The following is a 15,660-nucleotide window of genomic DNA, read 5'->3' as shown; positions in this document are numbered from 1 at the left end:
TTACTAGGGGAGTCAGGCGCGCTGCCGCCAGGCGGGAGCAGACGTTCCATACCGGACAGGCGGCTCCCTGTATCGGAATGGGATGCCATCAACCACGAGTGGTGGCCCAACAAACCTGAGCTGGCCGTAGGGGCTGTCCATGTCAAGGTAGTCGGGCTCGGCAACCCAACTCGTGGAAGCGTCCGCAGGGCTCGACGGCAGCCCGAAGAGCTCCTCCGCCGTCCGCGCCAGGGAGAGCTTGGCTGAACCACCAGCTCCGGTCCTGAGGCGCTGGGCGAGCAGTGCCAGCACCGCTGCCGCCAGCCCGTACCCGGTGGCGTGGTCCAGGGCCTGGACGGGCAATGCGCCCGGCGTCCACCCGGCGTCGCCATGCTGTCCGTAGCGTTCGGCAATTCCGGAGGCAGCCTGGACAAGGCTGTCGAAACCGCGCCGACCTCTCCACGGTCCGGTTCCTCCCCACGCCGTCAATGTGGCCACCACGAGGTCGGGCCTTCGTGCCAACAACGCCTGGGACCCAAAACCAAAACGGTCCAGACCGCCGTCGCGGTATCCCGTCACGACGACATCGGCGGAATCGACAAGGCAGGTGACGGCGGCCAACTCCACAGTGTCCTCCAGATTTGCAAGAGCACTCCGTTTGTCGAAGCCCCCATCCACAAATGCATCGGTCAGTTCCGGAATGCCTGGCGGGTCGACGCGCAGCACGTCCGCACCCAGAGCGCCGAGCAGGCGGGTGGCTGTTGGTCCGGCGATGACGCGCGTAAGGTCCAGGACCTTCAAACCGTCCAACGGCAGAAGCCGGTTCCCTCCCGGCGTCCACGGTGGGGCACCCGTCCCCGAGGACTGAACCTCGGAACGGTGGAAGCTGATCCAGGGGCCGGAGCTGGCCGCGGTATGCATGGCTGAGGACATCCATTCCGTTCGCCTGCGAACAGCGGCAGCGACACCTTGGTGCGAGACGATCGCCTCCTCGGCCTCCAACGACGTCATCGACAACAGGACGCGGTCAACATCGTGGGGCCCGGTTGCCGAAAGGGCCGCCATCAACCGGGCAGCGTGGTGAGGGTAATTGGCATGGAGGCGGATCCAGCCGTCCGAGGTACGCCGGAACCCCGACATGGCCGCAAAGCCTTCGGGCTTCTGCCCGGCGATCCTGAGGTACCCCAGGGAGTCGAAGGCTGCCGCCACCAACTCTGCCGCCGCTCCGTACGTACCGGCAGACCCTGTCAGGGCGTTGAGTGCCGTCGCTGCGGCCTGAACAGAACCAACCGCCAGCCCCTCAACATCCAGACCACCGCCCCACCACCGCCGCGGACCCGTGCAGGACGCTCGCGGCACCTCGCGTACGGCTTCCAGTTGCCTCAGGCTGCCCGTAAGGTCGGGGATGGACTCCATGCGTACCAGCTACAGCCTGTTGACGTCGGTCACGCGGACCACGGCGGTGCCTGTCTCGTCAGAAGCTGCCAAATCAACGTCAGCCGAAATGCCCCAGTCGTGGTTGCGGGCCGGGTCATCGAAGATTTGCCGGACTTTCCACACTCCGGCTTCCTCAGTGATGATGAGTAAGCCCGGTCCACGTGCATCCGGCCCGGTCCCAATGTCGTCGTGTTCGTCGAAGTAGTCGTCCAGGACCTCTTCCCAGCGGTCAGCATCCCAGCCGGCATCGGAGTCCAGTTCGCCCAAGGCAGCTGAGTCCTCGTCCGCAAAGAGTTCAACGCGGCGGAACATCTCGTTCCTGACCATCACCCGGAAGGCCCGGATATTGGAGGTCAGCAGCGGCGGTGGGGGCGGTGGCGCATCATGCGGCGTCGGCGTCAATCCCGACGTGAGCTCTTCCCATTCGTCCAGCAAGCTGGAGTCCACTTGGCGCACCAGTTCGCCCAACCACGCAATGAGGTCTTCAAGATCCTCACGAAGCGAGTCCTGGGGAACGGTCTGGCGCAGGGCACGGAAACCGTCAGCCAGGTAACGCAGGACGATACCTTCCGAGCGGGCCAGGCCGTAGAACTGCACGAACTCACCAAAATTCATGGCGCGCTCGTACATGTCACGGATGATCGATTTCGGTGCAAGCTCGAAGTCGCCCACCCACGGTGCCGCTTTGCGATAGACCTCAAAGGCTTCGCCCAGGATCTCCGCCAATGGCATCGGATAGGTGACTTCATCCAGCATGGCCATGCGTTGCTCATACTCGATGCCATCAGCCTTCATGGCGGCCACGGCCTCGCCGCGTGCCTTCTTCTGCTGGGCTGAGAGAATCTGGCGCGGCTTCTCCAGCGTCGATTCGATGACGGAGACCACGTCAAGGGCGTACGACGGCGACTCCGGATCGAGTAGTTCCAAGGCAGCAAGCGCGAAGGGGGAGAGGGGCTGGTTCAAGGCGAAGTTGGCCTGCAGGTGAACGGTCAGACGGACTGACCGTCCTTCTGCTTCCTGCTCCTCTTCCGGGATGCGCTCCACGACGCCCGCAGCCAGCAGTTCGCGGTAGATCCCCAGGGCTTTCTTCATGAGCCGCAACTGCGCAGGCCGGCTCTCATGGTTTTCAGTGAGCAAGCGACGGGTCGCCTGGAAGGGATCTCCCGGACGCTCCATGAGGTTGAGCAACATTGCGTGGGTCACCGTAAAGCTTGAGGTCAGTGGCTCAGGAACGGATTCAACCAGTCGATTGAACGTGGGTTCGCCCCAGGACACGAATCCCTCCGGCGGCTTCTTCTTGACCACCTGGCGCAGCTTCTTCTGGTCGTCGCCAAACTTGGCGGTGGCCTTTGCCATGGCTTTGGTGTTTTCCACCACATGGTCAGGGGCCTGGACCACCACCGTGCCGGCGGTGTCGTAGCCGGCACGGCCGGCACGTCCCGCAATCTGGTGGAACTCACGGGAGTTGAGCGCCCTGGTTCGGACGCCGTCGTATTTGCTCAAGGCCGTCAACAAAACGGTGCGGATGGGCACGTTGATGCCCACGCCCAAAGTGTCAGTGCCGCAAATGACCTTGAGGAGCCCTGCCTGGGCGAGCTGCTCCACCAAGCGGCGGTATTTGGGGAGCATACCGGCGTGGTGGACCCCGATCCCGTGGCGAACCAGCCGGTTGAGCGTCTTTCCGAAACCGGCGGCGAACCTGAAGCCGGCAATGAGCTCGGCGATCCGGTCCTTTTCATCGCGGCTGCACATGTTGATGCTCATGAGGTTCTGCGCGCGTTCAATGGCTTCAGCCTGGCTGAAGTGGACCACGTACACCGGAACCTGCTTGGTGGCGAGCAGTTCTTCCAACGTCTCGTGCACCGGGGTCAGGTGGTAGTAGTAATGCAGCGGAATGGGACGTTCGGCAGAACTCACCGTAGTGGTCGCCCGGCCCGTCAGCCCAGTCAACCCGGTTTCAAAACGGCTGACGTCGCCCAGCGTGGCGGACATCAGGAGGAACTGCGCTTGGGGCAGTTCCAGCAGGGGCACCTGCCAGGCCCAGCCGCGCTGGGGATCGGAGTAGAAATGGAACTCGTCCATGATCACCGAGCCCAGTTCCGCTGACGCTCCTTCGCGCAGCGCGATGTTGGCGAGGATCTCCGCCGTGCAGCAGATGATGGGGGCGTCCTGGTTCACACCGGAGTCACCGGTGATCATGCCCACGTTCTCGGCTCCGAAGATATCGCACAGCGCGAAGAACTTCTCCGAGACCAGCGCCTTGATGGGAGCCGTGTAGTAGCTCCGCTGACCTCGGGCCATGGCCTCAAAGTGGGCTGCGATGGCTACCAGTGATTTGCCCGAACCCGTAGGGGTGGCAAGGATGACGTTGGCGCCGGCGGCGAGTTCCATGATCGCTTCGTCCTGCGCAGGGTACAGCTGCAGCCCGCGGCTCTCCGTCCACTCCACGAACCGTGTGTAGATTTCGTCCGGGTCCAAGGGACCGGTAGCGGTGGAACCAGGGAGCTGCTCAAGAAGTTTCATTGGTTTCCAGCTTAGTGCCCGGACGGTTTAGGCTCGGCCCAGCAGTGGTGCCGGATGCGAGGAGGCTTTTGTGAAATGGGATCCGTCCAAGTATGTGGAGTTTGGCAATCATCGGGACCGCCCGTTCCATGATCTTGTCGCGAGGGTCCAATCCAGCGATCCGCGGCTCGTGGTGGATCTTGGCTGTGGCCCCGGAAACCTGACGGCCACGCTCACGGACCGTTGGCCAGCAGCGCGGATTGTGGGCATCGACTCGTCGGAGGAAATGCTGCAGAAGGCCGAACGCCAGGCACTGCAGTCCAGCCAGTTGACTTTCGAGCAGGAAGACATCGCCGACTGGGCCCCTGACCCCGAAACTGACGTCGTTGTCACCAATGCCGCCCTCCAATGGGTTCCCGGCCATCGGGAAATGCTCAGCAACTGGCTCGCTGCCCTGAAACCCGGCGCCTGGTTTGCCATGCAGGTTCCGGGAAACTTCACGTCGCCGTCGCACACGCTGATGCGCGGACTCGCCGAATCTCCGCAGTGGCGGCCGCTGCTGGGCGGAGTGCTGCGGCACGACGGCGCGGTTGGCACTCCTGCGGAGTACCTGGGCATCATGCTCGACGCCGGATGCTCGGCTGACGCTTGGGAGACCACCTACCAGCAGGTCCTGGAAGGTGGGAATCCCGTTTTGGAATGGGTCCGCGGCACGGGGCTCAGACCGGTGCTGGCGGCCTTGTCCACGGCAGAAGCCGCCGACTTCGAACAGCAGTACTCCGCGCTGCTGCGGGAGGCCTACCCGGCGACGAGCCACGGAACGGTATTTCCGTTCCGTCGCATCTTCGCGGTCGCGCGAAAGAACGCATGAACCGGCGGTCTGCTGCCTTTTGCGTAGCAATCAGGTTCCGGCGGTGCGATGGCTTGTCCCATGCAGGCGTCGCTGGTCTAATTCTCGGCATGGACCAAGGACGCTTCAATCTTCAGCCGCACCGAGTGGTGCGGGCACACGGCCGGAGTTCCTCGTGACTCCCACCGGGGAGTTCCCGGGCGTCTGGCGCCCCAACACGGCCAGCGCTGTGGCGCTCTTTGAACAGCTGCGGCTGCGGATCATTGAGCTGGCGGACTCCGGCGTCCTCGCCGTCGGGGCTAAACTCCCGCCAGTGCGCAACCTGGCCGGGGTGCTCGACGTCGCTCCACACACTGTGGCCCGGGCGTACAAGGAGTTGGAAGCGGCAGGCGTCGTGGCCACCCGTGGGCGCAATGGAACGGTGGTGTGCGCACGGGATGACCGTTGGGGCGCGCTGGCTGATGTCGCTGCGCAGTATGCGGCCGCCGCGAAAGCTCAAGGGGCTTCCTTCGCCGAAGCAGTGCAGCTTCTTGCAGCTGCCTACGATGCCGATTGATACCGATCAGTAGCATGTGAGGCACGACATGGAAATTCGAAGAAGTTTTCGATTAGCATTGGTAAGTGCCCAAAGCCTTAGCTGAAGATACCGCCATCGATTCTCCCAAGAGCGTCTCCGTCGTTCCCGATACGAAGCCGAGCAAGCCAGACCTGTCGCGGCTTGTGGTGAAGGGTGCCCGGGAACACAACCTCCGCAACGTGGATCTCGACCTCCCGCGTGATGCCATGATCGTGTTCACGGGGCTCTCAGGTTCCGGTAAATCGTCCTTGGCCTTTGACACCATTTTTGCCGAAGGCCAGCGCCGGTACGTGGAGTCGCTGTCCGCGTACGCCCGCCAGTTCCTTGGCCAGGTGGATAAGCCCGACGTCGACTTCATCGAAGGCTTGTCGCCGGCAGTGTCCATCGACCAGAAGTCCACCAGCAAGAACCCCCGTTCCACGGTGGGCACCATCACTGAGATCTACGACTACATGCGTTTGCTGTGGGCCCGCGTAGGCCGCCCGCACTGCCCTGTCTGTGGCGAGCCCATTGCCCGGCAGACGCCGCAGCAGATCGTGGACCAGCTCCTGGAACTGGAGACAGGCACTCGTTTCCAGGTCCTCGCCCCGGTGGTTCGCGGGCGCAAGGGCGAATTCGTTGATCTCTTCAAAGAATTGACCGCGAAGGGCTATTCCCGTGCCCGGGTGGATGGGGAACTCGTTCAGCTGAGCGATCCTCCCAAGCTGGGAAAGCAGTTCAAGCACACCATCGAGGTCGTGGTGGACCGCCTGGTGGTGAAGGAAGATATCAGCCAGCGTCTTACGGACTCCGTGGAGACCGCCTTGGGCCTGGCTGAAGGGCGCGTGCTGGTTGAATTCGTGGACCTTGATGCCGAGGATCCCGCGCGTATCCGGGCCTTCTCCGAGAACCTGGCCTGCCCCAACGAGCACCCGCTGGCCATCGATGAAATCGAACCCCGCTCCTTCTCGTTCAACAACCCCTTCGGCGCCTGTTCCGCCTGCAGCGGCATCGGCACCAAGCTGGAAGTGGATGAGGAACTCATCGTTCCCAACCCGGAACTGTCCTTGGGCGAGGGTGCCATCGCCCCTTGGTCTTTGGGCACAGCGACTACTGAGTACTGGAACCGCCTCCTGGAGGGCCTGGCCCACGAGCTTGGCTTCTCCATGAAGACCTCGTGGGAAAAGCTTCCCAAGGACGTGCGGAACACCGTTCTTCACGGCAAGGACCACAAAGTGGTTGTCCAGTACAAGAACCGCTTCGGTCGTGAACGCAAGTACAGCACCGGCTTTGAAGGTGCCATTCAGTACGTCCATCGGAAGCACGGCGAAACCGACTCCGACTGGGCCCGCGACCGATACGAAGAGTACATGCGCCAGATCCCGTGCCCTGAGTGCAACGGTGCGCGCCTCAACCCCGCCTCCTTGTCCGTACTCATTAACGGAAAATCGATTGCCGCCGTTGCGGCCCTGCCGATGCGCGAGTGCGCAGAGTTCCTGGGCAGTTTGACCCTCACCAACAGGGAAGCCCAGATCGCCAACCAGGTGCTGAAGGAGATCCAGGCCCGCCTGACCTTCCTCCTGGATGTCGGCTTGGAATACCTCAACCTTGAGCGACCCTCGGGTACTTTGTCCGGTGGTGAAGCCCAACGCATCCGTCTCGCCACTCAGATCGGTTCCGGCCTGGTGGGTGTCCTTTACGTTTTGGATGAGCCGTCCATCGGCCTTCACCAACGCGACAACCGGCGACTCATCGAGACACTGACCCGCCTGCGCGACCTCGGCAATACCTTGATTGTGGTGGAACACGACGAAGACACCATTCATGAGGCCGACTGGGTAGTGGACATTGGACCAGGAGCCGGCGAGCACGGTGGACAGGTGGTGCACTCCGGTACCTATAAGGAACTCCTGGCGAACACCGACTCCCTGACCGGCGACTACCTGTCGGGACGTCGCAAGATCGACATCCCCGCCAAGCGCCGCAAGTACGACAAAAAGCGTGAGCTCAAGGTTGTCGGCGCACGGGAGAACAACCTCAACAACGTTGACGCGACGTTCCCGTTGGGACTCTTCACTGCAGTGACCGGCGTGAGCGGCTCGGGCAAGTCGACACTGGTGAACGAGATCCTTTACAAGGTCCTCGCCAATAAACTCAACGGCGCCAAGCAAGTGGCAGGACGCCACCGGACTGTTGCTGGACTGGAGCACCTGGACAAGGTGGTCCACGTGGACCAAAGCCCCATCGGGCGGACGCCCCGTTCCAACCCGGCAACCTACACAGGTGTGTTTGACAACATCCGCAAACTGTTCGCGGAGACCACCGAAGCCAAGGTTCGCGGATACCAGCCAGGACGGTTCTCGTTCAACGTCAAGGGCGGGCGCTGCGAAGCCTGCTCAGGCGACGGCACGCTGAAGATCGAGATGAACTTCCTGCCTGATGTCTACGTGCCCTGCGAGGTGTGCCACGGCGCCAGGTACAACCGGGAAACACTTGAGGTCCACTACAAGGGCAAGACCATTGCCGATGTCCTCAACATGCCCATCGAGGAAGGCGCCGAGTTCTTTGCCGCCTTCACCCCCATCGCACGGCATTTGAACACGCTGGTGGACGTTGGCCTTGGCTACGTTCGTCTGGGTCAGCCGGCCACCACCTTGTCAGGTGGCGAAGCCCAGAGAGTGAAGCTCGCGGCCGAGCTCCAGAAGCGCTCCAACGGGCGCAGCATTTACGTCCTGGACGAGCCCACCACCGGCCTGCACTTCGAGGACATCCGGAAGCTGCTCATGGTGCTGCAGGGCTTGGTGGACAAAGGCAACACCGTCATCACCATCGAGCACAACCTGGACGTCATCAAGTCCGCAGACTGGATTGTGGATTTGGGCCCGAATGGCGGTTCGGGTGGCGGAAAGATCGTGGCCACCGGCACACCGGAGCAAGTTGCCAAATCGACCGACAGCCACACAGCTACCTTCTTGGCAGAGATTCTGGGCTAGTACCTGACTGGCGGCCATGAGGCTGTCAAGGGAATATCTCTCCAACCCAGGAAGTATTCCGGTAGCGGCATGCGAGTTTCAGGCATGCCGCTACTCGTGAGAAACTAACCCGGTGACTCAAACAACGGTGCCCGTAATATTCGATCTGGACGGCACCCTTGTCGATCCCGCAGGTGGTATCACAGGAGGAATTTCGGCAGCGCTCCAGGAAATGGGCCTGCCCGTTCCCGAACAAGCCGTACTGAATTCCATGGTGGGGCCCAAGCTCAGCGACTCCCTCCTGCATTTGGCAAACGTCCCTGCGGAATTGGTGGATGAAACCATTGATCGCTATCGGCGCCATTACCGGGAATCCGGTATAGCCCAAAGTAAGCTTTACCCCGGAATATCCGACCTCCTTGAGTTCTTCGCCGAATCCGGCCGGCCAGTGGCAGTGGCTACCCAAAAACCGCAGTCGATTGCGCAGCTCGTGCTGGAGCACCACAACATTGCTGATTTCTTCGTCTCCATTCGTGGAGCGGCGGATGACGAGTCCGTGGGGGCGAATACCACGTCCGGCAAGGTGGAGATCGTTGGCGCTGCTTTGGCGGACCTCCATTCCCAGCCGGCGGTGATGGTGGGGGACAGGCACCAGGACGTCGCCGGCGCAATGGCCAACGGCTTGGACTGCATCGGCGTCACGTGGGGATTCGCCCCGGACGGCGAACTGGAAGAAGCCGGTGCGGTAGCCGTCGTGGGAACCGCGCTTGAACTCCGAAACAAAATTGAAGAACTTGACGCTGTCCGTGCGGCAGCCCTTAGCGAGGTACAAAACGATGGCAGTCTTTGATGCGATCCGGTGGACCACCCGCGGACTGATCTCCTCCACATGCCGGCCTACGGTCATTGGACTCGAAAACGTCCCCAAGGAGGGACCGTTCATCGTTGCTCCCAATCACCTTTCCTTCCTGGACAGTGTCATCGTCCAAGCCCTCATGCCCCGTCCTGTCGCTTTCTTCGCCAAGGCCGAATATTTCACCACCAAGGGCGTCAAAGGCGCTGTGATGAAGTCCTTCTTCGAGGCCGTAGGTTCCATCCCCGTTGAACGCGGCGAGCAGGCGGCAAGCGTACAAGCGCTCAAGACCCTCCTGGACATTCTCGAATCCGGAAAAGGCATCGGCATTTACCCTGAGGGAACCCGGTCCCGTGACGGCATCCTTTACCGTGGTCGGACCGGGGTGGGCTGGCTTGCCTTGACGACCGGAGCGCCGGTCATCCCCGTGGGCCTGATCGGTACGGAAAAGCTGCAGCCTGCGGATAAGAACGCCGTACGCCCGCAGCATTTCACCATGAAGGTCGGCGAGCCCCTGTACTTCGATAAAACGGGCCCTGACCACTCGTTGCCCGCACGCCGTGAAGTGACTGACAAGATCATGGACGCCATTGCCCTCCTCAGCGGACAGGAACGCTCCACGAGTTACAACCAGAGCAAGTCGGTGGACTAGGGCCAGCAGCGCGTCCGAACGGTTGTCAATGGCTGTCGGTCCTGTTCACTAGACTGGAACCGTGGCAGATCCAGCAAGTTACCGGCCCCAAACGGGTGAAATTCCCACCACCCCGGGCGTCTATCGATTCCGCGACCCCCATGGCCGGGTCATCTATGTGGGCAAGGCAAAGAACCTCCGGTCCAGGCTGAACTCCTACTTCGCCAACCCTGCGGGGCTGCTCCCGAAAACCCACGCAATGGTCCACGCGGCCAGTAGCGTGGAATGGACCGTGGTGGGCAGCGAACTGGAATCGCTGCAGCTGGAATACACCTGGATCAAGGAATTCAAGCCGCGCTTCAATGTGGTTTTCCGCGACGACAAGACCTACCCCTACCTCGCCGTGACCATGGGCGAGAAGTACCCCAGGGTGCAGGTCATGCGTGGGGAGCGGCGGAAAGGCACCCGGTACTTTGGGCCCTACACTGCTGGAGCCATCAGGGAAACCATGGACACCCTCCTGCGGGTCTTTCCGGTCCGCAGCTGCAGTGCAGGGGTCTTCAAACGGGCGCAGTCCAGTGGACGGCCATGCCTCCTGGGCTACATCGACAAGTGTTCGGCCCCCTGCGTTGGCCGGGTCACACCCGATGAACACCGGGCCCTCGCCGAGGATTTCTGTTCCTTCATGGGGGGCGAAGCCAAGCGCTTCATCGGACGGCTTGAAAAGGACATGACGGCGGCCGTGGCCGAGCTGGATTACGAGCGTGCCGCGGGACTCAGGGATGACATCATTGCCCTCCGCAAGGTCTTTGAACGCAACGCCGTGGTCCTCGCGGAGGATACCGACGCAGATGTCTTCGCGTTGCACGACGACGAACTGGAAGCCTCCGTGCAGGTGTTCCACGTGCGCGGCGGCCGTGTCCGCGGGCAGCGGGGTTGGGTGGTGGAGAAAGTCGAGGACGCCACCACACCGGAACTCATTGAGCACTTGCTTCAGCAGGTGTACGGGGAAGACAGCGAGGTGCAAGGCCGCATCCCGCGGGAGGTACTGGTACCGGAGAACCCCAGCAACCACGCCGAACTCACCGAATGGCTGGGTGGGTTGCGCGGCGCCAAGGTAGACATCCGTGTGCCGCAGCGCGGAGACAAAGCTGCCTTGATGTCCACCGTGCGGGACAATGCGGAGCAAGCCCTCAAATTGCACAAGACCCGCCGCGCCGGCGACATTACCGTGCGCTCCCTGGCGCTCCAGGAACTGCAGGAAGCACTCGAGATACCGGTTCCCCTCTTGCGCATCGAATGCTTCGATATCTCCCACGTACAAGGCACCAACGTGGTGGCCTCCATGGTGGTGGTCGAAGATGGGCTGCCCAAGAAATCGGACTACCGAAAGTTCTCCATTACCGGTCCCGCGGCAGCGGACGACACCGCTGCCATGCACGACGTCCTGACCCGGCGCTTCCGGCATTACCTGACGGACAAGGCCGCACAAGTCCCGGTAGTGTCCGGGGAGATCGTCAACCCGACAAGGGCGGGCGCCAAGACCGCAAGTGAAGTGCCGCCGTCGGACCCAAGCATGCCTGCGCCAAAGGCGAAGTTCGCCTACCCGCCCAACCTGGTGGTGGTGGACGGCGGGCAACCGCAGGTCAACGCCGCCGCGCGCGCCCTCGCCGCGCTTGGAATCGACGACGTCTACGTGGTGGGTTTGGCCAAGCGTTTGGAGGAGGTCTGGCTCCCCGACAGCGACTTCCCGGTGATCCTTCCCCGAACGTCGCAGGGACTGTACCTTCTCCAACGGATCCGCGACGAAGCCCACCGTTTCGCCATCACCTTCCACCGGCAAAAGCGCGGCAAGGCCATGACGGTCTCCGTTTTGGACGGTGTGCCTGGCCTGGGCGAGGCCAAACGAAAGGCCCTGGTGGCACATTTTGGTTCGCTCAAGAAGATCCGGGCCGCATCCGTGGAGGAGCTCACTTCCGCCAAGGGCATCGGGCCGGCCCTGGCCGCTGCAGTCGTCCAGCATTTGGGTTCCACCGCGGACACTGATGAAACAGCGCCCGCGGTCAACATGACCACCGGCGAAATCCTTGAATCTTAGCTAGGGTTAGAACTTGCTGTACTGAGCACTTCCGACGAAACGGGGACAATTGATGGATGAGGCAACGGCAGGGTCCGGCACGGAGCAGGACGGCATGACGCCCGTCAAGCCACCGGAGGCGGAGCTGCTGGTCGTCACCGGCATGTCGGGGGCGGGACGCAGTACCGCTTCGGATGCGCTGGAGGATCACGGCTGGTACGTCGTGGACAACCTGCCTCCGCAAATGCTGGGTACGCTGGCCGAAATCGTCTCCCATGCCCCCAAGTCAATTCCCAAGCTGGCTGTGGTGGTGGATGTCCGCAGCAAGGATCTCTTCACCGACATCCAGACTGCGCTGGGCGCTTTGAGTGCCACCGGCATTTCGTTCCGGGTGCTCTTCCTGGACGCAAGCGATGAAGTCCTGGTCCGCCGGTTCGAGCAAGGCAGGAGGCCTCACCCCCTGCAAGGTGGGGGTCGCATCCTTGATGGCATCGGCATCGAGCGGGAGGTCCTGCGGGAACTGCGGGAACACGCCGACATTGTTTTGGATACCAGCGAGTTCAACGTCCATGGCCTTGCCACGGCCATCACCGAGCTGTTCAGCGACACTGGACCGGTGACCCTTCGGCTCAACGTCATGAGCTTTGGTTTCAAATACGGGCTGCCTGTGGACGCCAACTTCGTAGCCGACGCCCGCTTCATCCCCAACCCGCACTGGGTCCCGCAACTTCGGCCCCACACAGGGCTCGACGAGGACGTCAGCAACTACGTGCTGGCCGCCGATGGCGTGCATGAGTTCGTAGACCGCTACGTCAGCGCCCTGGAACCCGTTTTGGACGGGTACCGCCAAGAAAACAAGCACTACGCCACCTTGGCCGTAGGCTGCACCGGCGGCAAGCACCGTTCGGTGGCGGTCGCCGTCGAGCTTTCCAAACGCCTGGCACAATATCCTCGCGTCACCGTCACCACCACCCACCGCGACCTGGGACGCGAGTAGTGGGGGTACTGACTGGTCCGCTGCCCCTCATCCCGCCGAAGGGCGTTCCAGGCAGCCAGCAGAAGAAGAGCCCCTCGGTGGTCGCCCTGGGTGGCGGGCACGGGCTGGCGGCCTCCTTGTCGGCCCTGCGCCTGCTCACCTCAGAGCTGACGGCCATCGTTACGGTAGCGGACGACGGCGGCTCCTCCGGGCGGCTCCGCGACGAGTACGGCGTCCTCCCGCCCGGTGACTTGCGGATGGCCTTGAGCGCCCTGTGCGATGACACGGACTGGGGGCGGACTTGGCGCGACGTGATGCAGCACCGCTTCGACGCCGGATCGGCCAAGGGTGGTTCGCTGGACAACCATGCCATGGGCAACTTGCTCATCGTGACACTATGGGAACTGCTCGGCGACACCGTTGCCGGCTTGAAGTGGGCTGGAGCCCTGCTGGGCGCCCGCGGTCAGGTGCTTCCCATGTCCAGCGTCCCGCTGACCATCGAAGGGCAGGCGCGAGTAGAGCTGCCAGGCGGCGGGCATGAGCTCCAGACCGTGCGGGGACAAGCGAAATGCGCCGTCGCCGGAAAGTTGGAAGAGGTCACGCTCCTGCCCGAAGACGCCCCGGCCTGCACGGAGGCGCTCACAGCGATAGAGCTCGCAGACTGGGTCATCCTCGGTCCCGGCTCCTGGTACACCTCTGTGCTGCCGCATTTGCTCCTGCCTGAGCTTCGGCAAGCCCTGGGCGATACTGCAGCCAAGCGCTGCCTCACCATGAACCTTGATGTGGAAACAAAAGAAACATCAGGCATGACGGCGGCCGACCATTTGGACGTCCTGCGCCGCTATGCACCTGAGTTCAGCGTGGACGTGGTCCTTGCGGATCCCGCAGCCATCCAGGATCTCAAGGCCTTCGAGAAAGCCGCAGGGATGATCGGCGCCGAAGTGGTGTTGGGTAGAGTAGGGGCGTCGAGGCGCCGCCCCGTCCATGATCCACTGCTGTTGGCAGCGGCGTACCACGATATCTTCGGGAACAGTTAGGAACACACGATGGCACTTACTGCGTCGGTCAAGGACGAACTGTCCCGGCTGGACATCAAGAAATCTTCAGTCCGCAAGGCGGAGGTTTCGGCAATGCTGCGCTTTGCAGGCGGCTTGCACATCATTTCGGGACGGATCGTCATTGAGGCCGAGGTCGACCTCGCCTCCACGGCCCGGCGTCTCCGCGCGGCAATCGCAGAGGTCTACGGCCATCAGAGCGAGATCATTGTGGTCTCCGGCGGCGGGCTGCGACGGGGGAGCCGCTACGTGGTCCGCGTTGTCCGCGACGGAGAAGCACTTGCCCGCCAGACCGGCCTGCTGGATGGACGCGGCCGTCCTGTCCGAGGCTTGCCGTCGGTTGTCGTCAACGGCTCCGCCGCGGACGCCGAGGCAGTGTGGCGGGGCGCTTTCCTCGCGCATGGATCCCTTACTGAGCCCGGACGTTCGTCCTCGCTCGAAGTAACCTGCCCCGGCCCTGAGTCGGCCTTGGCGCTCGTCGGAGCTGCCCGCCGCCTCGGCATCCAGGCCAAGGCACGGGAGGTTCGTGGCGTTGACCGCGTCGTCATCCGCGACGGCGACACCATCGCGGCTCTCCTGACCCGAATGGGCGCCCACGACGCCCTGATGGTCTGGGAGGAACGGCGCATGCGTAAGGAAGTCCGCGCCACTGCCAACCGGCTTGCCAACTTTGATGACGCCAACCTGCGGCGCTCTGCCCAGGCGGCCGTGGCAGCCGGCGCAAGGGTGGACCGCGCCTTGGAGATCCTGGGCGACGACGTCCCGGATCACCTCAAATACGCGGGGGAGCTCCGGGTGGCCCACAAGCAGGCGAGCCTGGACGAGCTGGGCCGTCTTGCCGACCCCCCGATGACCAAGGACGCCATTGCGGGGCGCATTCGCCGCCTTCTGGCCATGGCGGATAAACGCGCAGCAGATTTGGGCATCCCGGGCACTGAAGCAAATGTGACTCCCGAAATGATGGACGAGTAGTCCACACCCATAGAATCGAAAAAGTGCGGAGGAAATACTGCGAGGCCACCGCGGGTTGTTCCCGGTGGAGGCAAGAGCAGGTTTCTTCGCCAAGGATTTCCGGCCGGCCCGCTGGTCGGATGAAATAACGAGAGTTACCAAACCGGACTTCAGTCCATTACATTGGAGGATTTCGTGACAGAGTACGTTCTGCCCGAGCTCGGCTACGACTACGCAGCACTCGAGCCGCACATTTCGGCAAAGATCATGGAGCTGCACCACAGCAAGCACCATGCGGCCTACGTTGCTGGCGCCAACAACGCGCTCTCGCAGCTGGCCGAAGCGCGCGAGAAGGGCGACTACGCCAACATCAACCGCCTTTCCAAGGACCTCGCGTTCCACACCGGCGGCCACATCAACCACTCCGTGTTCTGGAACAACATCTCCCCGGACGGCGGCGACAAGCCCGAGGGCGAGCTCGCAGCCGCCATCGACGATGCTTTCGGTTCGTTCGATGCCTTCCGCGCCCAGTTCAGCGCTGCCGCGCTGGGCCTGCAGGGTTCCGGCTGGGCTTTCCTGGCCTACGAGCCCATCGGTGGCAACCTGCTCATCGAGCAGCTCTACGATCAGCAGGGCAACGTGGCCGTGGGCACAACCCCGCTGCTGATGCTGGACATGTGGGAGCATGCTTTCTACCTGGACTACGTCAACGTCAAGGCCGACTACGTCAAGGCCTTCTGGAACATCGCCAACTGGGCAGACGTTGCCAAGCGGTTCGAAGCTGCGCGCGCCAACGCCACGGGCCTCATCGTCCTGTAGTT

Annotated in this window: 12 protein-coding genes; 10 read left to right on the top strand and 2 right to left on the bottom strand. The window is 62.8% G+C overall.

The window, feature by feature from the left end:
- Window positions 1-12: 12 nt before the first annotated feature.
- Window positions 13-1,395 carry a CoA transferase gene (locus tag ACR30Z_RS07200; RefSeq protein WP_434371792.1) on the bottom strand — a complete coding sequence of 461 codons (1,383 nt, stop codon included), beginning with the start codon at window positions 1,393-1,395 and terminating at the stop codon, window positions 13-15.
- Between the two features lie 9 nt (window positions 1,396-1,404).
- Complete coding sequence (locus ACR30Z_RS07195) at window positions 1,405-3,939, bottom strand: DEAD/DEAH box helicase (protein WP_434371790.1); 2,535 nt, start codon at window positions 3,937-3,939, stop codon at window positions 1,405-1,407.
- Between the two features lie 70 nt (window positions 3,940-4,009).
- Here ACR30Z_RS07195 and ACR30Z_RS07190 point away from each other — a divergent pair, with 70 nt between their 5' ends.
- The 10 genes from ACR30Z_RS07190 to ACR30Z_RS07145 all read left to right on the top strand — a co-directional run bounded on the left by ACR30Z_RS07190 (window position 4,010) and on the right by ACR30Z_RS07145 (window position 15,658).
- A complete protein-coding gene (locus tag ACR30Z_RS07190) occupies window positions 4,010-4,789 on the top strand; it encodes a trans-aconitate 2-methyltransferase (protein ID WP_434371789.1) in 780 nt (259 codons plus the stop codon).
- 154 nt (window positions 4,790-4,943) lie between these two features.
- Window positions 4,944-5,324, top strand: coding sequence for a GntR family transcriptional regulator (locus ACR30Z_RS07185; protein WP_144648222.1), 381 nt, complete (start codon window positions 4,944-4,946; stop codon window positions 5,322-5,324).
- 65 nt (window positions 5,325-5,389) lie between these two features.
- Window positions 5,390-8,317 (top strand): excinuclease ABC subunit UvrA, encoded by a 2,928-nt coding sequence (gene uvrA, locus ACR30Z_RS07180; protein WP_144648223.1) that lies wholly within the window; start codon window positions 5,390-5,392, stop codon window positions 8,315-8,317.
- A gap of 112 nt (window positions 8,318-8,429) precedes the next feature.
- Window positions 8,430-9,146, top strand: coding sequence for an HAD hydrolase-like protein (locus tag ACR30Z_RS07175; RefSeq protein WP_144648224.1), 717 nt, complete (start codon window positions 8,430-8,432; stop codon window positions 9,144-9,146).
- Complete coding sequence (locus tag ACR30Z_RS07170) at window positions 9,133-9,801, top strand: lysophospholipid acyltransferase family protein (protein WP_144648225.1); 669 nt, start codon at window positions 9,133-9,135, stop codon at window positions 9,799-9,801. Before ACR30Z_RS07175 ends, ACR30Z_RS07170 begins: the two co-directional genes overlap by 14 nt.
- Window positions 9,802-9,862: 61 nt before the next feature.
- Window positions 9,863-11,878 (top strand): excinuclease ABC subunit UvrC, encoded by a 2,016-nt coding sequence (gene uvrC, locus ACR30Z_RS07165; RefSeq protein ID WP_144648226.1) that lies wholly within the window; start codon window positions 9,863-9,865, stop codon window positions 11,876-11,878.
- 52 nt (window positions 11,879-11,930) lie between these two features.
- Window positions 11,931-12,854, top strand: a complete 924-nt coding sequence (rapZ, locus tag ACR30Z_RS07160; protein WP_144648227.1) for an RNase adapter RapZ — start codon at window positions 11,931-11,933, stop codon at window positions 12,852-12,854.
- Entirely contained in the window at window positions 12,854-13,870 is a 1,017-nt protein-coding gene (locus tag ACR30Z_RS07155; protein WP_144648228.1) for a gluconeogenesis factor YvcK family protein, read from the top strand. Before rapZ ends, ACR30Z_RS07155 begins: the two co-directional genes overlap by 1 nt.
- A 9-nt stretch (window positions 13,871-13,879) precedes the next feature.
- Window positions 13,880-14,860: a DNA-binding protein WhiA gene (whiA, locus tag ACR30Z_RS07150; RefSeq protein WP_144648229.1), complete on the top strand. Its 981-nt coding sequence runs from the start codon at window positions 13,880-13,882 to the stop codon at window positions 14,858-14,860.
- A gap of 174 nt (window positions 14,861-15,034) precedes the next feature.
- Window positions 15,035-15,658, top strand: a complete 624-nt coding sequence (locus ACR30Z_RS07145; RefSeq protein WP_144648230.1) for a superoxide dismutase — start codon at window positions 15,035-15,037, stop codon at window positions 15,656-15,658.
- Window positions 15,659-15,660 lie beyond the last annotated feature (2 nt).

The organism is Paenarthrobacter sp. FR1 (genome assembly GCF_051106045.1).
Classification (GTDB): domain Bacteria; phylum Actinomycetota; class Actinomycetes; order Actinomycetales; family Micrococcaceae; genus Arthrobacter; species Arthrobacter nitroguajacolicus_A.
Note: the sequence above shows the minus strand (reverse complement) of the source record. Positions and strands in the feature narration are given on the sequence as shown.